The following is a 23,679-nucleotide window of genomic DNA, read 5'->3' on the forward strand; positions in this document are numbered from 1 at the left end:
CTATGCCGCGAGGCAAAGCCGCGATTCCGCTTGATCTGCCGTGCCCTTCCGGGCTGTCGACCGGCAGCCCGCAGTCGAAGCAGGCGTGCATTGCCGACGCGATTCGCGACGCGATCCTGAAGCGCCTGCTTCCCGGCGACAGCCCGCTGCCGTCCAGCCGGACCCTTGCCGCGCGCTGGGGTGTCGCGAGAGGAACCGTCGAAGCGGCGTACGACCTGCTGTGCTCCGAGGGCTACATCGCACGCACGCGCGGCTCCGGGTCGCGGGTCTGCGCGGTGGTGCCGGACAGCTTTCTGCGCGCGGCTGCCCAGTCGCGCGACGGCACCATCCACCGCCCCGACACGCCCCGCGCGTCGGCGGGCACGACGGATGCGGCTGCGCCGGAACATGGCGTGCGCCCGGGCGTCCCGTTCGTCGCGCGGCTCGCCGATCCCGGCCTGATGCCGATGCAGCAATGGAAGAAGGCGCTCGGCGCAAGCCTGCTTGCCGCGACGGCGAACGACCTCGGGGCGACACCGTCGCAAGGCGTCGAAGGCCTTCGCGCTGAAATCGCCGCCTACCTGCGGGAATACCGCGGCATTCCGTGCGACGCCGGCGACATCTTCATCACGACCGGCATCCGGCATTCGATCGATCTCGTCGCGCGAACGCTGCTCGCGCCCGGCTCGACAGTGCTGATGGAAGATCCCGGTTATGCGTCGGCCTGGCAGATTTTCACGATCGCGGGCGCGACCGTGATCGACGTACCGGTCGATCGGGAAGGGATCGACACGGCGACGCTTGATCGCCACCCCGATGCGCGCGCGGCCTACGTGACGCCCGCCCATCAGGCGCCGCTCGGCGTCACGATGTCGGTGTCGCGCCGGCTCGAACTGCTCGACTGGGCACAGCGCAACCGCGCGTGGATCATCGAAGACGACTACGACGGCGAATTCAGTTACCAGACCGCCCCGCTGCCCGCGCTGAAATCGCTCGACGCATGCGATCGCGTGATCTACTGCGGCTCGTTCAACAAGACGTTGTTCTCGGGGCTGCGCATCGGCTTCATGGTCGTGCCGGCGGAACTGCAGCCGATGCTGTCGGCCGTGTGGCACGCGACCGCGCGCTCGGTCGGCGTGGCGCCCCAGCTTGCGCTGGCCCGCTTCATCGCGCACGGCGATTTTGCGAAGCACCTGCGCGCCAGCCGCCACGCGTACCGCCAGCGGCGCGACATCGTGCTCGACCAGCTCGCGAAACACGCCGGCGGGCGGTACACGGTGTCCGGCGAGCACGCGGGATTTCATTTCGTGCTGTGGCTGCCGCCCGGGACGGACGACGCATCGTACGTCGCGCAGGCCCACGCGGCCGGCGTCGCGTTGCAGACGATCCGCGGATTCTGTCGAAGCGCCGACTGCGAAGCGGGCGTCGTCGTCGGGTATTCGGCACTGACGACCGCGCATGCGCGGCATGGCGGCCGGATCCTCGGAAAGCTGCTGGCGCAATCCGCATAGCCGCCTTTGCCATCGTTGCCGCGTTCGGCTGCAACCCGCTTCCTTCCCTTTTCAAACCGAGCCGCGCGCCGCTAAAACCGCGGCCACCGTCGTTTCGACCTCGGGAAATCCATGACACAAAGGACGCGATTGTGAACGGAAATGAAAGCAGGCTGAAAGTGCCCCGCAATTAACATCCGCGTCACTCGAACAACATCTATGCGTAACTGGAGGAAGACATGCCGTTTGCACCGAAGCACCTCGCCGCCGCGCTGGCGATCGTCCTGGGCACTGCCGCCGGCAGCGCCGTCGCGCAGGTTCCGGCCGGGTATCCGGGTAACTACCAGGGCGTGATCGACGCCGCGAAGAAGGAAGGCAAGCTGATCGTCTACTCGACGACCGACACGGGCCTCGTGCGCCCGCTGATCAAGGACTTCGAAAGCCTGTACGGCGTCAAGGTCGAGTACAACGACATGAACAGCACCGAGCTGTACAACCGCTACATCAGCGAGAACGCGGCGAGCAGCACCAGCGCCGACGTGCTGTGGAGCTCGGCGATGGACCTGCAGGTCAAGCTCGTCAACGACGGCCTGATGGCGTCCTACGATTCGCCCGAAAGCCCGAACCTGCCGCAATGGTCGCAATACCAGAAGCAGGCGTACGGCACGACGTTCGAGCCGCTCGCGATCGTCTACAACAAGCGCCTGATCCCCGAGAACGAAGTGCCGACGACGCGCGCCGACCTGATCAAGCTGCTCACCACGCCGGGTGACAAGTTCAAGGGCAAGGTCACGACCTACGACATCGAGAAATCGGGCGTCGGCTTCAACTACCTGACGCAGGACGCGCACGTGAACGAGAAGGTCACGTGGGAACTCGTGAAGGCGATCGGCGCGACCGGCCCGAAGCTGCAGTCGAGCACGGGCGCGATGATGGAGCGGATCTCGTCGGGCGAGAACCTGATCGGCTACAACATCATCGGTTCGTATGCGTATGCAAAGGCGAAGAAGGACAAGTCGATCGGCTATGTGTTCCCGAAGGACTACACGCAGGTCGTGAGCCGCCTCGCGACGGTCTCGAAGAAGGCGAAGAACCCGAACGCCGCGAAGCTGTGGGTCGACTACCTGCTGTCGAAGCGCGGCCAGACGCTGATCGCGAACCAGGCGAACCTGTACGCGATCCGCGCGGACGTCACGGGCGAAACGTCGGCCGCGAGCCTGTCGAAGGAGCTCGGCGATTCGCTGAAGCCGATCCAGATCGGCACCGGCCTGCTCGTCTATCTCGACCAGTCGAAGCGCCTGGCTTTCCTGAAGCAATGGCAGCAGTCGATCAAGCGCTGATCCGCTGATTGCCGGCCGCCCGCCGCACCTGGCGCGGGCGGCCCCTTCCCCTTACCGATTTCCTAGAGGCGGCCATCCGGATGGCCGCAGGGGCGAACTCATGCTTTCAACCAGCACACGCGGAACGGCGCCGGCCGTTGCGCCCGCCACCGGCCAGCGCGACGCGATTCCCGCGCTGCCGGTCAACAGCCTGCAGCCGCTCGCCGGCATGCTGCGCTGGATCGTCGTCGCGGTACTGACCATCGCGGTCGCGCTGCCGCTCGGCTTCATCCTGTTCCAGAGCCTGCTGTCCGCGCCGTTCTTCGATGCGAACAAGACGCTCGGCATCGAAGGTTTCCGCTTCATCTTCAGCGATCCCGACTTCTGGTCGGCCGTGAAGAACTCGTTCATCATCGCCGGCGGGATGCTGTTCATCTCGATTCCGCTCGGCGGCATCCTCGCGTTCCTGATGGTGCGCACCGACCTGCCCGGCCGCCGCTGGCTCGAACCGCTGCTGCTCACGCCCGTGTTCGTGTCGCCGATGGTGCTCGCGTTCGGCTACGTGGTCGCGGCCGGCCCGGTCGGCTTCTACTCGGTGTGGTTCAAGGAACTGTTCGGGGTGCAAAGCGTGCCCTGGAACGTGTACTCGATCTTCGCGATCACGGTGATCGTCGGCCTCACGCACGTGCCGCACGTGTATCTGTATTCGTCGGCCGCGCTGCGCAACCTCGGCTCGGACGTCGAGGAAGCCGCGCGCGTGACGGGCGCCCGCCCGTTCCGCGTCGCGCTCGACGTGAGCCTGCCGATGACGATGCCCGCGCTGCTGTTCGCCGGCGTGCTCGTGTTCTTCCTCGGCTTCGAAGTGTTCGGGCTGCCGCTCGTGCTCGGCGATCCGGAAGGCCACCTCGTACTCGCGACCTACCTGTACAAGCTGACCAACAAGCTCGGCGTGCCGTCGTACCACCTGATGGCCGCGGTCGCGGTGTGCATCGTCGCGATCACGTTCCCGCTCGTGCTGCTGCAGCGCCGCCTGCTGAAAACGGCGAACCGCTTCGTCACGGTGAAGGGCAAGGCCGGTCGCGCGACGGTGCTGCCGCTCGGCGTGTGGCGCTGGGTTGCGCTCGCGATCGTCGCGCTGTGGCTGATGCTGACCGTGATCGTGCCGATCTCGGGCATCGTGCTGCGCGCGTTCGTGACCAACTGGGGCGAAGGCGTCGCGCTCGCCGAAGTGCTGACGCTGTCGAACTTCATCGAGCTGTTCGAGCAGGACAACCTGGTGCGCGCGATCGTCAACACGCTCGGCATCGGCGTGATCGGCGGCGCACTCGCGGTCGGCTTCTACTCGCTCGTCGCATTCGCCGGCCACCGCCGCCCCGACTGGGCGACCAAACTGCTCGACTATCTGGTGCTGCTGCCGCGTGCGGTGCCCGGCCTGCTCGCCGGTCTCGCGTTCCTGTGGATCTTCCTGTTCGTCCCCGGCCTGCGCGAGCTGAAGAACTCGATGTGGAGCATCTGGATCGCGTACACGGTCGTGTGGCTCGCGTACGGGATGCGGTTGATCCAGAGTGCGCTGCTGCAGGTCGGCCCCGAGCTCGAGGAAGCCGGCCGCAGCGTCGGCGCGACGCGCAGCCGCGTATCGCTCGACGTGACGCTGCCGCTCGTGCGCTTCGGCCTGCTCGCCGCGTGGCTGCTGATCTTCATGATCTTCGAGCGCGAATACTCGACGGCCGTCTACCTGCTGTCGCCCGGCACCGAAGTGATCGGCGCGCTGCTCGTGTCGCTGTGGGCGACCGGCGCCGTCGACCAGGTCGCCGCGCTTTCTGTCATCAACATCGCGATGGTCGGCGCCGGTCTCGGCGTGGCCCTGCGTTTCGGAGTGAAACTTCATGGATAAGCTCATCGTCGACGACCTGCATCTCAGCTACGGCGCCAATCCGATCCTCAAGGGCGTGTCGTTCGAACTGAAGGCCGGCGAAGTCGTGTGCCTGCTCGGCGCATCGGGCAGCGGCAAGACCACGCTGCTGCGCGCGGTGGCCGGCCTCGAACAGCCGTCCGACGGCCGCATCCAGCTCGACGACCGCGTGTTCTTCGACGGCGCGAAGCGCGTCGACCTGCCCGTCGAGCAGCGCTCGCTCGGCCTCGTGTTCCAGTCGTACGCACTGTGGCCGCACCGCACCGTCGCCGACAACGTCGGCTACGGGCTGAAGCTGCGCCGCGTCGCGCCTGCCGAACAGAAACGCCGCGTGCAAAGCGCGCTCGACCAGCTCGGCCTCGGCCATCTCGCGGAACGCTTTCCGCATCAGTTGTCGGGCGGCCAGCAGCAGCGCGTCGCGATCGCACGCGCGCTCGTCTACAACCCGCCGGTGATCCTGCTCGACGAGCCGCTGTCGAACCTCGACGCGAAGCTGCGCGAGGAAGCGCGTGCGTGGCTGCGCGAGCTGATCGTGTCGCTCGGGCTGTCGGCGCTGTGCGTGACGCACGACCAGACCGAAGCGATGGCGATGTCCGACCGCATCCTGCTGCTGCGCAACGGCCGCATCGAGCAGGAAGGCACGCCGGCCGAGCTGTACGGCGCGCCGCGCTCGCTGTACACGGCCGAGTTCATGGGCAGCAACAACCGGATCGACGCGCGAGTCGCCGCGATCGACGGCGAATGCGTGACGCTCGCCGGCGACGGCTGGGAAATCCGCGCGATGGCACGCGACACGCTCGCGCCGGGCCAGGACGCGCAAGCCGTGATCCGCCTCGAACGCGTGCAGGTCACCGACGGCCCGGGCGCGAACCGGCTGCAGGCCGACCTCGTCACGTCGATGTATCTCGGCGACCGCTGGGAATACCTGTTCCATTGCGGCGACATGCGCCTGCGCGCGTTCGGCCACGTGCCGCGCGCGGCCGGCAAGCACTGGATCGAATTCCCGACCAACGACTGCTGGGCGTTCGCGAAAGCGGGCTGACCCGATCGCGGCGGCCCGCGCGCCGCCGCGCCTGCACGTCGCGCACATCGCGCGCATTGCGCCATGCGATGACCTGCAGGTCCGGCGGACGTCTTCCGGCGTCCGCCGCGGCCCGTTGCGCGCCGCACCTGTTTCACCCAACCCACAAGAACCAAGGAGACACCGTCAATGAAGTCACGTGCAGAACGTTCGATTCGCACAGTAGTCCTCACGGGATCGGCCGCCGCGGCCTGCATCGCCGCGCCCGCCGCGCACGCGCAGTCGTCGGTCACGATGTACGGGATCATGGACGCCGGCATCGAATACACGAGCCACGCGGCGCCGGAGGGCGGCAGCGCGGTCAAGCTGAAGTCGGGCAACAAGAACACGTCGCGCTGGGGCCTGCGCGGCGTCGAGGATCTCGGCGGCGGGCTGAAGGCCGTGTTCCGCCTCGAAAGCGGGATCGACCTCGCGAACGGCGCGCTCGACGACGGCCCCGACTCGATCTTCGCGCGCCGCGCGACGGTCGGCCTGAAAAGCAAATGGGGCGAACTGACGCTCGGCCGCAACTACACCGTCACCTACGACTACATGCTGCCGTTCGACCCGATGGGTTACGCTCAGAACTACTCGTGGGCCTCGGCGTCGACGGCGACGGGCGGCCGCAAGGACGGCATGTTCACGCGCTCGTCGAACGCGGTGCGCTACGACGGCGAATTCAGCGGCTTCAAGTTCGGCGCGCTGTACGGCTTCGGCAACGTGCCGGGCAGCGTGAAGACCAGCTCCAAATACGATTTCGCGGTCGGCTACGAGAAAGGCCCGTTCGCGGCGGTGGTCACGTTCGACCGGCAGAACGGCGCGGCCGACAGCGTCACGCCGGCCGATACGGTCAACTACATCCAGGGCATCCACGCGGGCCTGAGCTACGACTTCGGCAACCTGAAGACGATGGCGGGTTACCGCAATTACAAACGCACGTTCCGAACCACTGCGGCAAACCAGTTGAGCGACATGTATTGGGTCGGCGGGTCGTACCAGTTCACGCCGACGTTCTCGCTGATCGCGGCCGTCTATCACCAGAACATCAAGGGCGGCACGGACGCCGATCCGACGCTGGTGTCGCTGCGCGCGAACTACGCGCTGTCGAAGCGCACGGTGCTGTATGCGGCCGGCGCGTTCGCGATCGCGAAGCACGACCAGAAGGTCGGCGTGTCGCGCGACTTCAACGGGTACGGCACGACGCAGGTCGGCGTGACGGCGGGGATTCAGCAACGGTTCTGAGCCTGATGCGGCGGGTGGCGACGGGGGTTGTTTGCCTTCGGCCGCCCGCCCTTCCTTGCCCAACGCTCGGCGGCACGGCGGCGAATGAACGGTTGTAGCCCGCGCCGCACATCCATCGCGCCGCATCCGGTGCACCGCGGCCCGGTCGTCGCCTCAGTCGCCTCAGTCGCCGCGCATCGTGAACACCGGGCGCACGAGACTGCTTGTATCGCCCCAGTGTTCGCCGACAGACGACAGCGGCACGATGCGCGTCTCGATCGTCAGCCGCGCCGGCCCGGCCGCGTCGAACACGCCGCGCACCGAATCCAGCAAGCGCGGCAGCGACACGCTGCCGAGGCCGCTGCCCATCAATTCGATTGCGGTTGCGCGCAGCACCGCGCCCGGCAGCAACACGTCCGCGCCGCCGATCGAGCCGATCTGCACGAAACGCAACCGGCGGCCATCGGGCGTCGCCTTCGCCGCGGCAACCAGCAGCGTCTGCGCGCTGATACCCCACAGATAGTCGAGCACGACGTCCACGCCGGCGCGGAAATGCGGTTCCAGCGCACGCGCCAGATGCGCTTCGTCCTGCTGTAGCGACACGACGGCGTCCGCGCCCGCATTCAGCAATGCCTGCAGCGCGGCCGCGTTGCGGCCCGTCGCAATCACCTTCGCGGCGCCGAGATGCTTCGCAATCCGCACCGCCAGCCGCCCCGACGTACCCGTCGCGCCGTTGACGAGCACCGTCTCGCCCGCGACGAGCCGCGCGCGTTCGGTCAGCGCGGCCCACGACGACATCCCGGGAATCGCGATCGCCGCGGCCGTGACGTCGTCGAGCCCGTCCGGCAGCAGCACGCACTGCGTGTCGGGCGCGATCGTGCGCTCGGCCATCGCGCCGAACGGCGCGGGGACGCCGAAGAAATAGACGCGCTGCCCGTCGTCGCGGCGGCCGACGCCGTCGACGCCAACGACGAGCGGATAACCTCCGTCCGACGAATAATGCGTGCCGGACGCACGCGCCTGCGCGATCCGGCTCAGCGCGGACGCCGTCACGTCGATCAGGCTGTGGCCCGGCATCGCGCGCGGCGGTTCGAATTCCATATGAACGGGACGCTCGCCGGCGCCCGTCACGACTGCAGCTTTCATGGTGACTCCTTGAATCGGGGATCTCGATCGACGGTTCCGGCGGACGTCAGCGCGCATCGAGCCACGCGCGCAGCGCGGGATCGCGCACTTCCAGCACGTCGAACAGGCCGAGCGCGCGCAGCGCGGGCAACGCATCGATCGTGTCGGCTTCCGCGCGTGCCCGGTCGGCGGGCGTGGCGTCGGGATCGGTCAGCACACGCGCGTTGACCAGAAACGCACCGATGGTGCCCTTGCGGATCGTCGTTCCGCCGGCGTCGATCCGGTCGGCATGGTCGGGAAGCATCTGTTCGGCTCGCATCGCGTCGTACTCCGGTTGTCATCGATGACGCAGTGTAGGCGTGCGAGACCGGCCGATCTCCGGTATAACAGCCATTCGATACCGCTATCCGGCCATGTCCGATCCACTCCTGCCCGCCCGATTCATCACGTCCGACGACGGCCCGTTCGTCGTCGCCGCCGTCCTGTCGCAACGCGACCCGCGCGTGACCGCGCCGCACGCGCATGCGCGCGGCCAGCTTGTCGGCGCGCTGAGCGGGTTGCTGACGATCGGTCTCGACGACCAGGACTGGGTCGTGCCGGCGATCCACGCGATCTGGATTCCGCCGCATTGCCGGCATTCGCTGCGTTCGTTCGGGCCGATTTCCGGCTGGTCGGCGTTCGTCGCCGAAGCGCGTTGCGCGGCGCTGCCGGACACGCCGCGCGCGATCCGTGCGTCGCCGCTGCTGCGCGAAGCCGTGCAGCGCGCCGCAAGCTGGGACGATGCGGAACTGAACGACGCGCAGACGCGGATCGCCGACGTGATCCTCGACGAAATCGCCGCGTCGAAAGTCGAATCGCTGAGTCTCGCGCGGCCGCGCGACGCGCGGCTCGTGCGTATCACCGACGCGCTGGCCACGAACCTCGCGGACAACCGGCGGCTGGAGGAATGGGCCGAATGGGCCGGCATCAGTGCACGGACGATGAGCCGCCGCTTCGTCGCCGAGACGGGGCTGACGTTCGCGCAATGGCGTCAGCAGGCAAGGCTGCTGCGTGCGCTGGAGAAAATCGCGGATGGCGTGTCGGTGACGACGATCGCGCTCGATCTCGGGTACGACAACGTGAGCGCGTTCATCGACATGTTCCGGCGCGCGCTGGGGACGACGCCGGGGCGGTATTTGACGTCCTCATCCGCCTAAAGGCAGGTGATTCCCACGACTGGCGATGCACGTCCGCATCGGAGAATGTTCAACGCAGCGTTGGTATCACGATCATGCAAGACACCACATTCACTGCAAGCCCACTCTCTTATTCGCAGCCCCGCGATACCTTTCGGCCGCGTCGTGCTGTCTTTCGACCCGCACGCCGAACAGGACTGGGTAGAACCGCTTTCGTCCACTTCCTCGAACGTGGCTCCGTGCGCTATCGCTTTGTAACGGAGCTTGTGGCGGAAGGACGACCAGGATACGTCGTTGACGCTTTTCGCCATCCTGGTTTTGGTGAGACCGACGGCCGAAACGTTGCCGACCGCGAGGTAATCGAAGCGCCGCACCAGGGCGAGCGCGAGCTTGTGCTGGAAATCGGCGCGGGCATTCGCCACCTTCGCATGCAGTTTCGCGATATGGCGCTTGTGCTTTCGCGCCCGTTGGGCTTTCGCCAGCTTTTCGGCCGCGCGCAGGCTGAACCGGTCGTTGGGCACCTTCTCGCCGGTCGAAAGTGTGGCGAAGTCTTTCAGACCGAGATCGATACCGACGCCGGAACGGATCGGTCGGGCTGGAACATCAGGCATCTCAATCACGATGTTGAGAAACCAGTTGCCGCGCGCATCCCGTGCAAAGTTAGTGCCGTCTTTGATCTTCCCTTCGGGAAGCGGCCGGCTGTTGAACACACGAAAGGTGTTGCCGGCAAAGCGAAACGCATCGCCTTCTCGCTTCAGGTCACGGCCCTTCAGCGGCACCCAACCGAGCGATTTCCTACTGCGATAACGCAGGTAAGGACGTCGGCACTGGCTGCGCGACTTCGCGTATTGCTCGCACGTTGCGTTGACCGTGCCGGAGTGGATGCCAAGTTCTTTGCTAGTTCCCGCCGTAAGCCTGTTCAGATCGAAGCCCGTCGGCCACTTCTTGCTCCACTTGAGCGCGTGCTTCTGTGTGTCATTGCAGAAGTTCCAGACGTAATTCACCGCACGGCTCTGTTTGTTCAGGAGTCCGTTGAGCGACTTCACTCGGTAGCGGTAGACAATGATCATAACAATCACTCTACCGTTGGAATGACGCCTGTCAACGGCGCTCCTTTCCTCACCGCCCTGCGTCCTGAAGAAAGTGCCCTTACGGAAATGGACGTGTTTCTCAGAAAACCCGATGAACCCGATTGTGCAGTGGGTGAATCTCGTGATGCTGACTACGCCAGAAGACAGAGGCACGTGCGGCGCATTCAGTCAGTACCCTCTCTGACGGTCACGCAGACTTTCAATACGTGCCATCGCCCTTCTTCACTGCCTCGCCGCCCTTCCCCTTGAACTGCGCCGCGAGCCGCTCCGCACTCCTCGCCAGCAGCGTCGTATCGACCCCGACCGCGACGAACAGCGCACCTGCTTCCAGATACCGCCGCGCCGCCGCTTCATCCGCACTCAGCATGCCCGGCGCCTTGCCGGCTGCCTTGATCGTCCGGATCGCGCCGTCGATCGCGGCCTGCACGTCCGGGTGCCCCGGATTGCCGAGATGCCCGAGATCGGCAGCCAGATCGGCCGGCCCGATGAACACGCCATCGACGCCTTCGACGCGCGCAATCGCGTCGATCGCATCGAGCCCTGCACGCGTCTCGACCTGCACGAGCACGGCCATCCCGTCGTTCGCTCGATGCAGGTAGTCGCCGACGCGATTCCATCGCGACGCGCGCGCCAGCGCGCTGCCGACGCCGCGCATCCCGTGCGGCGGGTAACGCGTCGCGGCAACGGCCGCGCGCGCCTCATCGGCGCTCTGCACCATCGGCACCAGCAGCGTCTGCGCGCCGAGATCGAGCACCTGCTTGACGATCACCGGATCGTTCCACGGCACGCGCACGACCGGATGCGACGGATACGGCGCGATCGCCTGCAGTTGCGCGAGGATCGTCGGCACCGTGTTCGGCGCGTGCTCGCCGTCGATCAGCAGCCAGTCGAAACCGGCGCCCGCGACGACTTCGGCACTGTACGGATTCGCGAGGCCGAGCCACAGCCCGATCTGCGCATCGCCGCGCGCGAGCGCGGCCTTGAAGACATTCGAAGGAATCTGCATCGCTCGCTCACTCGAAGTAGCACTGGATCGTCCCGAGCGGGCCGTAGTCGACACTGAACGTATCACCCGGCCGCGCCGCGCACGGCCGCGTGAACGAGCCGCCGAGCACGATCTGCCCGGGTTCCAGCGCGACGTCGAAGCGCGACAGCCGGTTCGCGAGCCACGCGACGCCGTTCGCCGGATGGTTCAGCACGCCGGCCGCGACGCCCGTTTCCTCGACCACGCCGTTGCGCGACATGATCGCCGCGACCCAGCGCAGGTCGACGTCGTGCGGAGTCACCGGCCGCCCGCCGATCACGACACCCGCGTTCGCCGCGTTGTCGGCGATCGTGTCGAACACCTTGCGCGGCCGTTTCGTATCGGGGTCGATCGACTGGCTGCGCGCGTCGATGATCTCGAGCGCGGGCACCACATAGTCGACTGCGTCGTACACGTCGAAGATCGTGCAGTCCGGCCCCGAGAGCCGCTTGCCGAGCACGAACGCGAGTTCCACCTCGACGCGCGGCACGATGAAGCGGCCGGTCGGGATCGTGCCGCCATCCGCGAAGAACATGTCGTCGAGCAGCGCGCCGTAGTCGGGTTCGTCGATCTGCGACGTGTTCTGCATCGCCTTCGACGTGAGGCCGATCTTGTGTCCTTTCAGCGTGCGGCCTTCCGCGAGCTTGAGGGTCACCCACGCGCGCTGGATCGCATATGCGTCGTCGATCGTGATGTCGGGATGGTCGAGCGAGATCTGGCGGATCTGCTTGCGCTCGCGCTCGGCGTCGTGCAGACGCTGCGCGAGCTGGTCGATGATGGCGGGTTCGAGCATGGTCGGGTCGGGAATGGGGTTCAGCCGGCCCGCTTGTAGCGGGCGTGGATGTTGTTGTGCTTGTACGAGCCGCTTTCGCTGAACTCGGTCAGCTCCATCGACAGCGCGAGATAGCGTTTCGCGTACAGCTCGGCGAAATGCGCCTTGATCGCGTCGAACAGCGCGTCGCACGCGGCCTTCTTCGTGTCGTCGCTGCGGCCCGAGCCGATCTTCAGCGTCACGTGGACGAACGCGTCGTCCTCCGTGCCGTCGGCAACGCAGTAGTCCTGCAGCTCGATCGCGCGCGAGCGGATGCCGCCGGTCGGGAACACGCCGCCCTGCGCGATCAACGTGGCGTTGATCGTGCGCAGCAGCGCGGGGATGCGCGCGTCGTCGCGGATGTTCGCGGTGTATTCGACGACGATGTGGGGCATGGCAAATCTCCGGTCGGATGTCGTATGCGGGGCGGCAGCGTTCAGGGCAGCGGAAAGATCGCGTTGATCTGCCCGGTGCCCGAACTCGCGAAATAGTCGGTGACGATCTCGACGGGCTTGTCGTAACGATCCCATCCGAGCAGGCCGAGCAGCATCGCCGTGTCGTGCATGCCGCCTTCGCCGTGGCAATGCGTGTTGTACTCGGGCAGCATCGCGCAGAAGGTCTTGAAATCGCCCTGCTTCCACAGCTCGACCACGCGCAGGTCGACTTGCCTGAAGAACTCGCGGCTGATCTGGTGGATCGATTCCTCGGGGCTGCCGTTATCGTTGAAGCGGTGCGACAGCGAACCGCTCGCGAGGAACGCGACGTTCGAATCGCTTTTCTCGATCGCTTCGAGCAGCGCCTCGCCGAAGCGCCGGCTTTCGTCGAGCGTGTGCCACATGCACCAGCCGGCGATCGACACGACCTTGAAGTGCTGGTCGCCGTTCATGTAGCGCATCGGCACCAGCGTCCCGTATTCGAGTTCGAGGCTGTCGATCTCGTGTGCGCGCGTCGCGATCCCGCGTGCGCTGGCCGTCTCGGCGATCAGTTGGCCGAGCGCCGGGTTGCCCGGATACGCGTACTGCATGTCGCGGATGAAATGCGGCAGCTCGTTGCTCGTGTACGTGCCGGCGAACCGCGCGTTGCAGTTCACGTGATAACCCGCGTTGACGAGCCAGTGCACGTCCGACACGACGATCGTGTCGACGCCGAGCGCGCGGCAGCGCTCGCCGATCAGCTGATGGCCGCGGATCGCCGCTTCGCGGCAGCCGTGATGCCTGCCGGGCAATTCCGACAGGTACATCGACGGCACATGCGTGATCTTCGCGGCGAGGGACAGTTTGCCCATCGTTAAGTCTCCTGTCGGCTGGAGTTAGCGCTTTAGCGGTTACTCCAGCCCCATGCTTCGCGGTCGGCCGGAGTTAGCGCTTTAGCGGTTACTCCGGCCCCATGCTTCGCAGTCCCGCAGCCGGCATGCCGGCCAAGGGATCGTTCTTGCGGCGAAACGACCGGCGCCCGTTACACGCCCCAGCGCGGAATATGATGCGAACCCATCGAGATGCACACGTTCTTGATCTCCGCGAACACCTCGAAACTGTACTCGCCGCCCTCGCGCCCGGTGCCCGATTCCTTCACGCCGCCGAACGGCTGGCGCAGGTCGCGCACGTTCTGGCTGTTCACGAACACCATCCCGGCCTCGATGCCGCGCGCGAGGCGATGCACCTTGCCGACGTCCTGCGTCCAGATGTACGACGCGAGGCCGTACGACGTGTCGTTAGCGAGCCGCAGCCCTTCTTCCTCGTCCTCGAACGGGATCAGGCACGCGACCGGCCCGAAGATCTCTTCCTGCGCGATGCGCATCCGGTTGTCGACGTCGGCGAACACGGTCGGCCGCACGAAGTTGCCGTTGCGCAAATGGTCGGGCAAGCCCGCCGGCTTGTCCGCGCCGCCCGCGACCACGCGCGCGCCTTCCTGCTCGCCGATGCGGATATAACCCGTCACCTTCTCCCAGTGCTGGCGCGTGATCATCGCGCCGAGCTGCGTGGCCGGATCGGACGGATCGCCGACCACCAGGTTGTTCGCACGGCGCGCGAATTCCTGCACGAAGCGGTCGTAGATCGTGCGCTGCACGAAGATCCGCGAGCCCGCAGTGCAGCGTTCGCCGTTGATCGAGAAGATCGTGAACAGCGACGCATCGAGCGCGCGGTCGAAATCCGCGTCGTCGAAGATCAGCACCGGCGACTTGCCGCCGAGCTCCATCGAATACTTCTTGAGGCCCGCGCGCTCCATGATCCGCTTGCCCGTGACGGTGCCGCCCGTAAACGACACCGCACGCACGTCCGGATGCCGCACGAGCGCGTCGCCGGCGGTTGCACCATAGCCCTGCACGACGTTCAGCACGCCGGGCGGGATCCCGGCTTCGAGCGCGAGCCGGCCGAGCTGGTCGGCCGTCAGCGGCGACAGCTCCGACATCTTCAGCACGGCCGTGTTGCCGAGCGCGAGGCACGGCGCCGTCTTCCATGTGGCCGTCATGAACGGCACGTTCCACGGCGACACCAGCGCGCACACGCCGACCGGCTGGTACAGCGTGTAGTTCAGCATCTGGTCGTCGACCGGATAGGTGCGGCCATTCATCTGCACGCACACTTCCGCGAAGAAATTGAAGTTCTCGGATGCCCGCGGGATGAGCTGCTTGCTCGTCTGCGCGATCGGCAGGCCGGTGTCCTGCGTCTCCAGCGCCGCGAGCATCGGCACGTTCTTCTCGATCAGCTCGCCAAGCTTGCGCATCAGCTTCGCGCGCTCCTTCGCGGGCGTGTTCGCCCATTTCGGGAACGCTTCCTTCGCCGCGCGCACGGCCGCGTCGACTTCGGCCTCGCCGGCCGACGCGACGTCGGTGATCACGTCGCCCGTCGCGGGATTCAGCGTCGTGAAGGTCTCGCGGCTCTCGACTTCGCGGCCGTCGATCCAGTGCTTGATGGTCATGTGCTCTCCTTCCTTGGGCGACGGGCTCAGCCGGCGCGATAGTAGTCTGCTTCGCCGACGATCGTGTTCACGAGCCGGCCGATCCCTTCGATTTCGGTCACGACCTCGTCGCCCGGCTGCGTGTCCGCCAGCCCCTCGGGCGTGCCGGTCAGGATCAGGTCGCCCGGCGAGAGCGTCATGAAGCTGCTGATGTGCTCGATCAGCGCCGGCACGTCGAAGATCATGTCGCGCGTGCTGCCGCGCTGCGTCTCCCGGCCGTTCACCGTCGTACGCAGCGTCAGGTCGCCCGCGTCGCCGATCTCGTCGCGGCTGACGAACCACGGCCCGAGCGGCGTGCAGGTGTCGCGGTTCTTGACGCGCAGGTTCGGGCGGTAATAGTTCTCGAGATAGTCTCGGATCGCGTAGTCGTTCGCGACCGTGTAGCCGGCCACGTAGTCGATCGCCTGCGCGCGGCTCACGTTGCGCGCGGGCCGGCCGATCACGACGGCCAGTTCGCACTCGTAGTGCATGTGCGTCGCGTCCGCCGGGCGCACGGTACGCGACCGGTGGCCGACGAACGTGTTCGGCCCCTTCAGGAAGATCAGCGGCTCGCTCGGCGCCTTGAACGCGAGTTCCTTCGCGTGGTCGGCGTAGTTGAGGCCGAGCGCGAACGTCGTGCGCGGCGCGACGGGCGGCAGCCATGCGACCGCCTCCTCGGCGACCACGCGCCCCGTGTCGAGGCGGATCGCACCGTCGCCGGCCGGCTCGGCCGCATGCAGTGCGCCGTTGTAGATCACGCGCGCCGTCTTCATCGTGTTTCCTCCGCAATCAGCGTGTGCCGCAGCGTGCCGATGCCGGCGGCGGCGATCTCGATCGTGCTGCCCGCGCGGGCGCGCGGTGCGCCGCCCGCGACGCCGAGCAGCAGCACATCGCCCGCGTCGAACGACATGAACGCGGTCACGTCGGCGATCAGTTCGCGCACCGGGCGAATCAGCGTCGAAGTCGACGCCGATGCGGCCACCTCGCCGTCGATCCGCACGGTCAGTGCGAGCGCGTCGACATCGGCCAGCGCAGCGGCCGGTACGATCGCCGGCCCCAGCGGGCAGAAACCGTCACGGCACTTGAAGCGTACGGCCGGACGGTAGTAATCGGGATGTGGCACCGACACGTCGCTCGCGAGCGTGAAGCCGTGCACGTAGTCGAGCGCCTGCGCGGCCGGCACGCGCGTGGCGCGCCGGGAAAACACGACGGCCACCGACGCGCCGATCTCCAGCGCATCGACGCCGGCCGGCACGACGACGGCCGCGCCGTCGGCCGCATGCGTGTTGGCCGGCTTGATGTAAAGGATCGGTGCCTGCGGCGGGCGGCCGTAAGGCGGCGCGTTCACCGCATCGCCGAGCGCGTCGAGCGCCGCTCGCTCGTTGAGCAGCGCACCGTAGACGGTACCGATGGCGACCGGCAACGGCGGCGCCGCGGCGGTCGTGCAAGACAGCTCCATGCGTCATTCCCCTGCCGCGCGTCGCGGCGCATCGTCAATAGTTAATATCTTAAGTAAACAATCGGGTGCTGGCAACCTCGATTACCCTGATACGCGAAATTCACCACCTTCGGCTGTTAAGATTGATGCGTCCCCGTCCACTGCCCACCCCGATGAACCGTACGCTCGACCATCGCAACCTGGCCATGCTGCTGCTCGAGGCCCGCGAAACGCTGATGGGCCTGTTTCGCCCCATTCTCAAGGAATTCGCGCTGACCGAACAGCAATGGCGGATCATCCGCGTGCTTGACGGCGAACCGTCTCATGCACTCGAAGCGGGACAGATCGCGCGGCGCTGCTGCATCCTGAGCCCGAGCCTCACGGGCGTGCTGGAACGGATGGAGCGCGACGGACTGATCACGCGCACGCGCGCGCAGGAGGATCAGCGCCGGCTGCTGGTCAGCCTGACGCCGCAAAGCAGGAAACTCGTCACGGAAATCGGTCCGCGCATCGACGAGCAATACCGGCAGCTCGAATCGCGCTTCGGCCAGGACGGCCTCGAAGACATCTACCGCGCGCTCGACCGGCTCATCGAACTCGGCGGCAACGCATGATGATGGTGCCCGTTCCCGCCAGCAGCGGGAACGGGCACCGGTACAGCGCGGGCGGTCAGTGCAGCGCGCCGCGCATCAGCTCGGTCACGGCGACGCCGCGCGACGTGCGCATGCATTCCTCGACGTAATCGATGAACGGCAACGGCTCGAAATCGATTTCGTCGCGCACGCGGCGGTTGTCGAACACGCGATCGACCGTCGCGAATTCCCCGCAACGCTGCAGCGCCCGGCCGATCACGCGCTCGAGCGCCGGATCGGGCCGCCCGAGCACGTCGCGCACCACGAGCGGCAGCTCGGCCGGCGCGCACGCCGCGTAGCGCGGCGCCCCCGTCATCCCCGCCGCCTCGTCCATCGCGCGCACGATCTGCGCGACCTGCGGCGCCTCGTCGCCGGCCGACACGTGATAGAGATCGTGCGCGAGCGTCGGCTTGACGGCCAGCAGCATCGTCGCGCGCGCCACGTCGTCCACCGACACGATGTCGATGCGCGTCATCGGCCGCGCGGTGAAGCGGCGCGCGGCATGCGCAAGCCGGAACATCCAGAACGAATTCGGCGCGGGCCGCGTACCGAGCACCGTGTGGCCGACGACGTGCGACGGCCGCACGACGACGAGCGGCAGCCCGAGCGCGCGCAGGCGCTGCTCCGTTTCCGCCTTCGCATGCAGGTAGTCGGCCGCGAGCACTGCGCCCGGCAGCCCTTCGCCGTCTTGCGCGACCTCGTTCGCCGCGGCTCCCGCCGCTTCTTCGTGCACGATGCCGCCGCGGCCCGCATGCGCATAGGCCGTGCCGACGTACACGAAACGCTGCAGGCGCGGCGCCCGCGCGAAGCGTTCGGCAAAGCGCACCGAATCGGCGATGTCCGCCTGCAGGTGCGCGCCGTCGGCCGGCGACGCATGACCGGCGCAGTGGATCACGTGCGTCGCACCGGCGAGGCGCGGCGCGTCGGCGCCCTGCCACACGTCGCCGAGCGCGCCGACGATCACGTTCGCCTCGGTCAGGCGCGACGCCCAGTACGGCGCAAGCCCCGCGCGCAGCGCCGCCTCGCGCAGCCGCGCGACTGCATGGCCGCGATCCTGCGCGCGCACGACGCACACGATGCGTTCGAGCAGCCCTGCATTGACGAGCGCCGTCAGCACGGTACTGCCGATGAAGCCGGTCGCGCCGGTCAGCACCAGCCGTCCGACGTTCGCCGCCGCGACCGGTGCGCTGGCCGGCGACACGAGGCTCGTCCGCCAGTTGAGCGACAACGCGGTTTTCCAGATCAGCACGATAGTCTCCTTCGAAGAGTCGGCCGGGCGGCGCGGCGCCCGCGGTTGCGGGCTGCGCACGGCTCACCGGCCGGGCCGGGGCTGACGCGCGCGCCCTGGCTGTCCCGATCGGGCGTGCGGCCCGCGATCGCGTCGATCGCGTCTCTGGCACGAGGCGGCGGCAGCCGCCGAGGACGGGCGTCCGCGGCACGGGATCGGGAAGCTTCCAGTGTGGGGCCCGATCGCATGCAAGTCTGTCCCGAAAGTTTCGTGAAAGTGTGCCGATTTGTACGCGATTGTCGGAGTGTGTCGTTCCGGCCGCGCCGTCAACGCGCTGAAACATCCGGTCGGGCCCCTTCCGGGCGGTGCCGGGTTGCGTCGGTCGGCCCGGTTTCGGCGGCGGCCCGCGCGCGACAGATCGACGCGCCCCCGGCCATGTCATCCCATGTCTCGACCGTCACCGATGCGCGCGCCGACACCGCCATCGCCTATGCCACGTGCGTTTGCGCGCGCCACCGGAACGACCGCGAATCGTCAGACGTCGTTTCATCTGAAACCGCAATGGACTCAATATGGAGTTATTGCGGATTATCACTTGCGTTTCACACCAGTCTATCTAGACTGATCAAGTCAAAACGGTCGAATGCATCATTTCTTTCAGGAGACGATCCAATGCGCCTCACGATTCGGATTAATGGCAGCGAATCCGCAACCCGGCAATCCTTCGCGGTGCTGTGGGTGGATACCGACGAGGGACTGTGGTCGCGCGAGGCACATCAGGGCATCGATCTTCCGACCTGGGGCAAGGTCCGCGACGTCGAGGGTGCGATGGCGCTCTGCGCGGCCGACGGCGGGAAAGCCGTATGCCAGTTGAAGGGGCTGTCGTTCGGTGCGACGCAGCGCGAACAGGGCCCGGCCGTGCTCGCCGGCGATCACCCGGGTGCGTGGCGGCTGCAGGCCGTCGATCGTTGCACGACCGAGCCGGAATACCATGAATTCATTTCCGTCGACCGATAGGAATATTTGACGTAAATCGTCTGCGGTCTTCGGGTTTATTCCGGTTTCAGCGATATTCATTTCGATATTCAGTATTAACGGCGCCCCTCTTTGGGGCGTTTTTCATTTTCCGCTTTAAAGAAATAATCAGGTGCCGGGCAATTGATCGCATACCGGCGACGATCTGAATCGATCGGTCCCGGATGTCATGCATCCGGATCGACACGCAGCGGATCGTCCACCTTTCATCGTCTGCCGCGGCGGTGAAACTCCGCTTCCGTCCGCCTTTCCTGCCCCCTTTTCGGCACTTGACCGATTCTTCGCCACGCACCTTTTCACGGGGCCGGAACATACTTTCCCCACACGGCGTTTACTCATTTATTACAATCGCATTATTCAGACTGACCTGCCGCCGTCCGGCGGCCCGACCCGGCCATTGCATGAGCGTGAAAAAGAAGACCCACCCCGCCGATCCGTACGCGGCCAAGAATCCGATGCTCGCGTCGCGCCTGCCGATGTGGCGCTCGAAACTGGTCGTGATCGTCGTGTTCCTCGCGTTCGCCGCGCTGGTCGCGCGCGCCTTCTGGGTGCAGGTCGCGAACCAGGATTTCTACGTCGGCCAGGGCCAGAAGCGCTACCAGCGCACGATCGAGCTCGACGCGATGCGCGGGCGCATCGTCGACCGCAACGGCGCGATGCTCGCGGTCAGCCTGTCGACCTATGAAATCTGGGCGAATCCGAAACAGGTCGCCGATACCGACTATCCGCAGATCGCGAAGCTGCTCGACATACCGCTCGTCGAGGTGAAACGGCGCCTCGGCAACGACAAGACGTTCGTGCTGCTCAAGCGGCAGGTCGACGCGGACACCGCGAGCCGGCTCGACAAGCTCGCGATCGACGGCATCACGCAGATCGCCGATTCGAAGCGCTTCTACCCGGAAGGCGAATCGGCCGCGCACGTGGTCGGCTTCACGAACGTCGAAGACAAGGGCCAGGAAGGCGTCGAACTCGCGGCGAATGGGCGCCTGTCCGGCACGTCCGGCCAGCGCGAGGTGATCCGCGACCGGCTCGGCCGCATCGTGTCGGACACGCGCCCGCTCGTTCCCGCGCAGCACGGCGCGACGATCGAGCTGACGATCGACCGCCGGATCCAGCAGCTCGCGTTCAGCCAGCTCAAGGCGGCCGTGGTCGAGAACAACGCGCTGGCCGGCAGCGTCGTCGTGCTCGACGCGCAGAACGGCGAGATCCTCGCGCTCGCGAACTACCCGACCTTCGACCCGAACGACCGCGCGCGCCTCACGGGCCAGCAGCTGCGCAACCGCGCGGTGATCGACACGTTCGAGCCCGGCTCGACGATCAAGCCGCTCGTCGTCGCGCTGTCGATCGACGAGCGCAAGGTCACGCCGAACACGATCATCAACACGTCGCCGGGCACCTACAAGATCGGCCCGGCCGTGATCCACGACACGTCGAACCACGGGTCGCTGACGGTGTCGCAGGCGCTGCAGAAGTCGAGCAACGTCGCGCTCGCGAAGCTCGCGTTGAACCTGCCCGCCGAAACGATCTGGAACAAGTACCAGGAATACGGGATCGGCCGCGCGCCGGAGCTGACGTTCCCGGGCGTCGCATCGGGCCGGCTGCGCGGCTACAAGCGCTGGCGCCCGATCGAGCAGGCGACGATGGCGTACGGCTACGGGCTGTCGATGTCGCTGCTGCAGATCGCGCAGACCTACACGGCCTATGCGGGCGACGGCACGCTGCACCCGGTGTCGCTGCTGAAGAACGGCACCGACCAGCAGACGATCGATGCGCATCGCGGCCACCGCGTGACGTCGCCGCAAACGGCCGCGTCGATCCGCTCGATGCTCGAGATGGCGGTCGGCGAAGGCGGCACGGGGCGCCGCGCGCGCGTCGACGGCTACCGGATCGGCGGCAAGACGGGCACCGCGCGCAAGCAGGTCGGCGCGACCTATGCGAAGGGCAAGTACCGCGCGCTGTTCGCGGGGATGGCGCCGATGAGCAACCCGCGCCTGATCGTCGCGGTGATGATCGACGAGCCGCGCGGCAAGGGCTACTACGGCGGCACGGTGGCCGGCCCGGTATTCGCGTCGGTCACGAGCGGCTCGCTGCAGTTGCTCGGCGTGCCGCCCGACGCGCCGGTCGAACCGGAGAAGCCGCAACCGGCCAAGGCGGTTGCCCCCCAGAAGACGGTCGCGGCGCCGAAGGCGGCGGCTCAACCGAAAACGGCTGCCGCGCAGAAGGCCGCCGCGCCGGTGAAGACGGCCGCGCAGTCCGGCACGACCGTGCCGGCGAAGGCAGCGGCAAGCTGAAGCCGCCGGGCGGGCGATGCGGCATGCCGCACCGCCCGCGCGCCATCTCCGCTCCCCGCTTTCATCCCGCTTTCCAGGAACGCCCCGCACTATTTGAGCGTTCCTCCTGCGCCCTCCTGCATTTTTTTCGCGCCGCGGGCGGTCTTGCCCGCGCGCAGTCAATGCGCCGCCGCCGCGACCGGCTTCGCCATCCTGCCGAGCACGTGCTCGGTCATCCCGCGCGCGAGTTCGGTCTCGCCCATGAACACGGTGCCGATGCCTTCGCTCGACAGCAGCGCGGCCTCGTCGCCGCTGTTCGTGCACAGCACGACCTCGAGCGTCGGGTTGAGCGTGCGCGAGATCTCGACGATCTGCCGCACGTCGAACACGTCGGGCAGCGTGACGACCAGCATCCCTGCACGCGCGATATGCGCCTGCACGAGCACGATCGGCTCGATCGCGTCGCCCGACACGGCCGCGATGCCGTCCGCACGCAGCTTCTCGACGAGCTCGCGATTCTGCTCGACGACGACATACGCGATCCCGCGCTCGTCCAGCGCATGCGCGATCCGCGTGCCGACCTTGCCGTAGCCGACGATCACGACCTGCCCGGTCAGGTGCGTCTGCGGCGTCGACATCGGCAGCGCGGCGAGCGGATCGTCGCGCGCCTCGAGCTTGCGCGCGAACGCCGAATGCTTGCGGATCCACGCGAGCGCCGGATCGATCATCGCGAACAGCAGCGTGTTCATCGCGATCGAGATCAGCGCAACCGCCAGGATCAGGCTCTGCCCCTCGGCCGACAGCAGCCCGAGCGCACGGCCGAGCCCCGCGAGGATGAACGAGAATTCGCCGATCTGCGCGAGGCCCGCGCCGACCGTCAGCGCGGTATTCAGCGGATAGCGGAACGCGATCACGAGCGCGACCGCCGCGAGCGTCTTGCCGACCAGCACGATCGCCGCGACCTCGATCACGTGCAGCGGCTCGTCGACCAGCACCTTCGGGTCGAACAGCATCCCGACCGAGATGAAGAACAGCACCGAGAACGCGTCGCGCAGCGGCAGCGTCTCGTCGGCCGCGCGCCGGCTGAATTCCGACTCGCGCATCATCATCCCGGCGAAGAACGCGCCGAGCGCGAACGACACGTCGAACAGCTTCGCCGCGCCGAATGCGATGCCGACCGCGGCCGCGATCATGCACAGCGTGAACAGCTCGCGCGAACCCGTGCGCGCGACGAGCCACAAAATGCGCGGGAATACGCGCTTGCCGACCACGAGCATCAGCGCGATGAACGCCGCGACCTTCAGCATCGTCACGCCGAGCGTGCCCCACAGGCTGCCGCCGGCCGCCTGCGCGTCGCCGGGCGGCGTGCCGCCGAGCAGCCCCGCGACGGGCGGCAGGAGCACGAGCACCAGCACCATCACGAGATCCTCGACGACGAGCCAGCCGACCGCGATGCGCCCGTTGACCGTCTCGACGAGCCCGCGCCCTTCGAGCGCGCGCAGCAACACGACGGTACTCGCGACCGACAGCGCGAGCCCGAACACGAGCGCCGCCCCGAGGCTCCAGCCCCACGTGAGCGCGAGCCCGCCGCCGAGCAGCGTCGCGACGGTAATCTGTACGACGGCGCCCGGTAGCGCGATCTTGCGCACCGCGAGCAGGTCGCCGAGCGAGAAATGCAGGCCGACGCCGAACATCAGCAGCATCACGCCGACTTCGGCGAGTTGCTGCGCGAGCGACAGGTCGCCGACGAAACCGGGCGTGCCGGGGCCGATCACGATCCCGGCGAGCAGATAGCCGACGAGCGGCGGCATTTTCAGCAGCGACGCGAAGTAACCGAAAATCATCGCGAGACCGAAACCGGCCGCGAGCAACGCAATCAGGCTGACGTCATGGGGCATCCCCCCTCCCAAGTTCTTGTAACTATTTAGTAAG

The 23,679-nt window shown here is 67.1% G+C and carries 21 protein-coding genes; 9 read left to right on the plus strand and 12 right to left on the minus strand.

Annotated elements, in window-relative coordinates:
• The first annotated feature begins 2 nt into the window (after positions 1 to 2).
• The 5 genes from pdxR (at position 3) to ABD05_RS29310 (ending at position 7,002) form a co-directional block, all read left to right on the plus strand.
• Entirely contained in the window at positions 3 to 1,490 is a 1,488-nt protein-coding gene (pdxR, locus tag ABD05_RS29290) for a MocR-like pyridoxine biosynthesis transcription factor PdxR (RefSeq protein WP_047903425.1), read from the plus strand.
• 218 nt (positions 1,491 to 1,708) lie between these two features.
• Complete coding sequence (locus ABD05_RS29295) at positions 1,709 to 2,809, plus strand: ABC transporter substrate-binding protein (protein ID WP_047903426.1); 1,101 nt, start codon at positions 1,709 to 1,711, stop codon at positions 2,807 to 2,809.
• A 100-nt stretch (positions 2,810 to 2,909) separates the two neighbouring features.
• Positions 2,910 to 4,682: an ABC transporter permease gene (locus ABD05_RS29300; protein WP_047903427.1), complete on the plus strand. Its 1,773-nt coding sequence runs from the start codon at positions 2,910 to 2,912 to the stop codon at positions 4,680 to 4,682.
• Positions 4,675 to 5,742, plus strand: coding sequence for an ABC transporter ATP-binding protein (locus ABD05_RS29305; protein ID WP_047903428.1), 1,068 nt, complete (start codon positions 4,675 to 4,677; stop codon positions 5,740 to 5,742). Before ABD05_RS29300 ends, ABD05_RS29305 begins: the two co-directional genes overlap by 8 nt.
• Positions 5,743 to 5,910: 168 nt before the next feature.
• Positions 5,911 to 7,002, plus strand: coding sequence for a porin (locus ABD05_RS29310; protein WP_047903429.1), 1,092 nt, complete (start codon positions 5,911 to 5,913; stop codon positions 7,000 to 7,002).
• Positions 7,003 to 7,164: 162 nt separating this feature from the next.
• Here ABD05_RS29310 and ABD05_RS29315 read toward each other — a convergent pair whose 3' ends face one another.
• Together ABD05_RS29315 and ABD05_RS29320 are read right to left on the minus strand one after the other, a co-directional pair.
• Complete coding sequence (locus ABD05_RS29315) at positions 7,165 to 8,127, minus strand: quinone oxidoreductase family protein (RefSeq protein WP_047903430.1); 963 nt, start codon at positions 8,125 to 8,127, stop codon at positions 7,165 to 7,167.
• 46 nt (positions 8,128 to 8,173) lie between these two features.
• Positions 8,174 to 8,425 carry a hypothetical protein gene (locus tag ABD05_RS29320; RefSeq protein ID WP_047903431.1) on the minus strand — a complete coding sequence of 84 codons (252 nt, stop codon included), beginning with the start codon at positions 8,423 to 8,425 and terminating at the stop codon, positions 8,174 to 8,176.
• 94 nt (positions 8,426 to 8,519) lie between these two features.
• Between ABD05_RS29320 and ABD05_RS29325 the strand changes: the two genes are divergently transcribed.
• Positions 8,520 to 9,302: an AraC family transcriptional regulator gene (locus ABD05_RS29325; RefSeq protein WP_047903432.1), complete on the plus strand. Its 783-nt coding sequence runs from the start codon at positions 8,520 to 8,522 to the stop codon at positions 9,300 to 9,302.
• On the opposite strand, the gene ABD05_RS29330 is transcribed toward ABD05_RS29325, so the two are convergent.
• The 8 genes from ABD05_RS29330 to ABD05_RS29365 all read right to left on the minus strand — a co-directional run bounded on the left by ABD05_RS29330 (position 9,299) and on the right by ABD05_RS29365 (position 16,603).
• Complete coding sequence (locus ABD05_RS29330; protein WP_047903433.1) at positions 9,299 to 10,351, minus strand: RNA-guided endonuclease InsQ/TnpB family protein; 1,053 nt, start codon at positions 10,349 to 10,351, stop codon at positions 9,299 to 9,301. The genes ABD05_RS29325 and ABD05_RS29330 overlap by 4 nt on opposite strands.
• Positions 10,352 to 10,571: 220 nt before the next feature.
• On the minus strand, positions 10,572 to 11,378 hold the full coding sequence (gene hpaI / locus ABD05_RS29335; RefSeq protein ID WP_047903434.1) for a 4-hydroxy-2-oxoheptanedioate aldolase: 807 nt from the start codon (positions 11,376 to 11,378) through the stop codon (positions 10,572 to 10,574).
• A gap of 7 nt (positions 11,379 to 11,385) precedes the next feature.
• Positions 11,386 to 12,189, minus strand: a complete 804-nt coding sequence (gene hpaH, locus ABD05_RS29340) for a 2-oxo-hept-4-ene-1,7-dioate hydratase (protein WP_047903435.1) — start codon at positions 12,187 to 12,189, stop codon at positions 11,386 to 11,388.
• 20 nt (positions 12,190 to 12,209) lie between these two features.
• Positions 12,210 to 12,602 (minus strand): 5-carboxymethyl-2-hydroxymuconate Delta-isomerase, encoded by a 393-nt coding sequence (locus ABD05_RS29345; protein ID WP_034179677.1) that lies wholly within the window; start codon positions 12,600 to 12,602, stop codon positions 12,210 to 12,212.
• Positions 12,603 to 12,643: 41 nt separating this feature from the next.
• Complete coding sequence (gene hpaD / locus ABD05_RS29350) at positions 12,644 to 13,492, minus strand: 3,4-dihydroxyphenylacetate 2,3-dioxygenase (protein WP_047903436.1); 849 nt, start codon at positions 13,490 to 13,492, stop codon at positions 12,644 to 12,646.
• A 170-nt stretch (positions 13,493 to 13,662) separates the two neighbouring features.
• Positions 13,663 to 15,126: a 5-carboxymethyl-2-hydroxymuconate semialdehyde dehydrogenase gene (gene hpaE / locus ABD05_RS29355; protein ID WP_047903437.1), complete on the minus strand. Its 1,464-nt coding sequence runs from the start codon at positions 15,124 to 15,126 to the stop codon at positions 13,663 to 13,665.
• Positions 15,127 to 15,152: 26 nt separating this feature from the next.
• On the minus strand, positions 15,153 to 15,917 hold the full coding sequence (locus tag ABD05_RS29360) for a fumarylacetoacetate hydrolase family protein (protein WP_047903438.1): 765 nt from the start codon (positions 15,915 to 15,917) through the stop codon (positions 15,153 to 15,155).
• A complete protein-coding gene (locus ABD05_RS29365) occupies positions 15,914 to 16,603 on the minus strand; it encodes a fumarylacetoacetate hydrolase family protein (protein WP_047903439.1) in 690 nt (229 codons plus the stop codon). The genes ABD05_RS29360 and ABD05_RS29365 overlap by 4 nt, the downstream gene beginning before the upstream one ends.
• A 152-nt stretch (positions 16,604 to 16,755) precedes the next feature.
• Here ABD05_RS29365 and hpaR point away from each other — a divergent pair, with 152 nt between their 5' ends.
• On the plus strand, positions 16,756 to 17,196 hold the full coding sequence (gene hpaR / locus ABD05_RS29370; protein WP_047903440.1) for a homoprotocatechuate degradation operon regulator HpaR: 441 nt from the start codon (positions 16,756 to 16,758) through the stop codon (positions 17,194 to 17,196).
• A gap of 55 nt (positions 17,197 to 17,251) precedes the next feature.
• Here hpaR and ABD05_RS29375 read toward each other — a convergent pair whose 3' ends face one another.
• Complete coding sequence (locus ABD05_RS29375; RefSeq protein WP_047903441.1) at positions 17,252 to 18,463, minus strand: SDR family oxidoreductase; 1,212 nt, start codon at positions 18,461 to 18,463, stop codon at positions 17,252 to 17,254.
• 651 nt (positions 18,464 to 19,114) lie between these two features.
• On the opposite strand from ABD05_RS29375, the gene ABD05_RS29385 reads away from it, so the two are divergent.
• On the plus strand, positions 19,115 to 19,459 hold the full coding sequence (locus tag ABD05_RS29385; RefSeq protein WP_047903443.1) for a DUF3564 family protein: 345 nt from the start codon (positions 19,115 to 19,117) through the stop codon (positions 19,457 to 19,459).
• 419 nt (positions 19,460 to 19,878) lie between these two features.
• Positions 19,879 to 21,768 carry a peptidoglycan D,D-transpeptidase FtsI family protein gene (locus ABD05_RS29390; protein ID WP_047903444.1) on the plus strand — a complete coding sequence of 630 codons (1,890 nt, stop codon included), beginning with the start codon at positions 19,879 to 19,881 and terminating at the stop codon, positions 21,766 to 21,768.
• A gap of 158 nt (positions 21,769 to 21,926) precedes the next feature.
• Here the strand turns inward: ABD05_RS29390 and ABD05_RS29395 are convergent, their stop codons facing one another.
• The gene (locus ABD05_RS29395; protein WP_047903445.1) at positions 21,927 to 23,645 is read right to left on the minus strand and encodes a cation:proton antiporter domain-containing protein; all 1,719 of its coding nucleotides are present in this window, start codon (positions 23,643 to 23,645) and stop codon (positions 21,927 to 21,929) included.
• Between the last annotated feature and the right edge of the window lie 34 nt (positions 23,646 to 23,679).

The organism is Burkholderia pyrrocinia (assembly GCF_001028665.1).
Classification (GTDB): Bacteria; Pseudomonadota; Gammaproteobacteria; order Burkholderiales; family Burkholderiaceae; genus Burkholderia; species Burkholderia pyrrocinia.

What these genes read in the sequence shown, in the direction of transcription:
- pdxR (WP_047903425.1), top strand. Translation starts at nt 3, where the DNA reads ATGCCGCGAGGCAAAGCCGCGATTCCGCTTGATCTGCCGTGCCCTTCC.
- ABD05_RS29295 (WP_047903426.1), top strand. Translation starts at nt 1,709, where the DNA reads ATGCCGTTTGCACCGAAGCACCTCGCCGCCGCGCTGGCGATCGTCCTG.
- ABD05_RS29300 (WP_047903427.1), top strand. Translation starts at nt 2,910, where the DNA reads ATGCTTTCAACCAGCACACGCGGAACGGCGCCGGCCGTTGCGCCCGCC.
- ABD05_RS29305 (WP_047903428.1), top strand. Translation starts at nt 4,675, where the DNA reads ATGGATAAGCTCATCGTCGACGACCTGCATCTCAGCTACGGCGCCAAT.
- ABD05_RS29310 (WP_047903429.1), top strand. Translation starts at nt 5,911, where the DNA reads ATGAAGTCACGTGCAGAACGTTCGATTCGCACAGTAGTCCTCACGGGA.
- ABD05_RS29315 (WP_047903430.1), bottom strand. Translation starts at nt 8,127, where the DNA reads ATGAAAGCTGCAGTCGTGACGGGCGCCGGCGAGCGTCCCGTTCATATG.
- ABD05_RS29320 (WP_047903431.1), bottom strand. Translation starts at nt 8,425, where the DNA reads ATGCGAGCCGAACAGATGCTTCCCGACCATGCCGACCGGATCGACGCC.
- ABD05_RS29325 (WP_047903432.1), top strand. Translation starts at nt 8,520, where the DNA reads ATGTCCGATCCACTCCTGCCCGCCCGATTCATCACGTCCGACGACGGC.
- ABD05_RS29330 (WP_047903433.1), bottom strand. Translation starts at nt 10,351, where the DNA reads ATGATCATTGTCTACCGCTACCGAGTGAAGTCGCTCAACGGACTCCTG.
- hpaI (WP_047903434.1), bottom strand. Translation starts at nt 11,378, where the DNA reads ATGCAGATTCCTTCGAATGTCTTCAAGGCCGCGCTCGCGCGCGGCGAT.
- hpaH (WP_047903435.1), bottom strand. Translation starts at nt 12,189, where the DNA reads ATGCTCGAACCCGCCATCATCGACCAGCTCGCGCAGCGTCTGCACGAC.
- ABD05_RS29345 (WP_034179677.1), bottom strand. Translation starts at nt 12,602, where the DNA reads ATGCCCCACATCGTCGTCGAATACACCGCGAACATCCGCGACGACGCG.
- hpaD (WP_047903436.1), bottom strand. Translation starts at nt 13,492, where the DNA reads ATGGGCAAACTGTCCCTCGCCGCGAAGATCACGCATGTGCCGTCGATG.
- hpaE (WP_047903437.1), bottom strand. Translation starts at nt 15,126, where the DNA reads ATGACCATCAAGCACTGGATCGACGGCCGCGAAGTCGAGAGCCGCGAG.
- ABD05_RS29360 (WP_047903438.1), bottom strand. Translation starts at nt 15,917, where the DNA reads ATGAAGACGGCGCGCGTGATCTACAACGGCGCACTGCATGCGGCCGAG.
- ABD05_RS29365 (WP_047903439.1), bottom strand. Translation starts at nt 16,603, where the DNA reads ATGGAGCTGTCTTGCACGACCGCCGCGGCGCCGCCGTTGCCGGTCGCC.
- hpaR (WP_047903440.1), top strand. Translation starts at nt 16,756, where the DNA reads ATGAACCGTACGCTCGACCATCGCAACCTGGCCATGCTGCTGCTCGAG.
- ABD05_RS29385 (WP_047903443.1), top strand. Translation starts at nt 19,115, where the DNA reads ATGCGCCTCACGATTCGGATTAATGGCAGCGAATCCGCAACCCGGCAA.
- ABD05_RS29390 (WP_047903444.1), top strand. Translation starts at nt 19,879, where the DNA reads ATGAGCGTGAAAAAGAAGACCCACCCCGCCGATCCGTACGCGGCCAAG.
- ABD05_RS29395 (WP_047903445.1), bottom strand. Translation starts at nt 23,645, where the DNA reads ATGCCCCATGACGTCAGCCTGATTGCGTTGCTCGCGGCCGGTTTCGGT.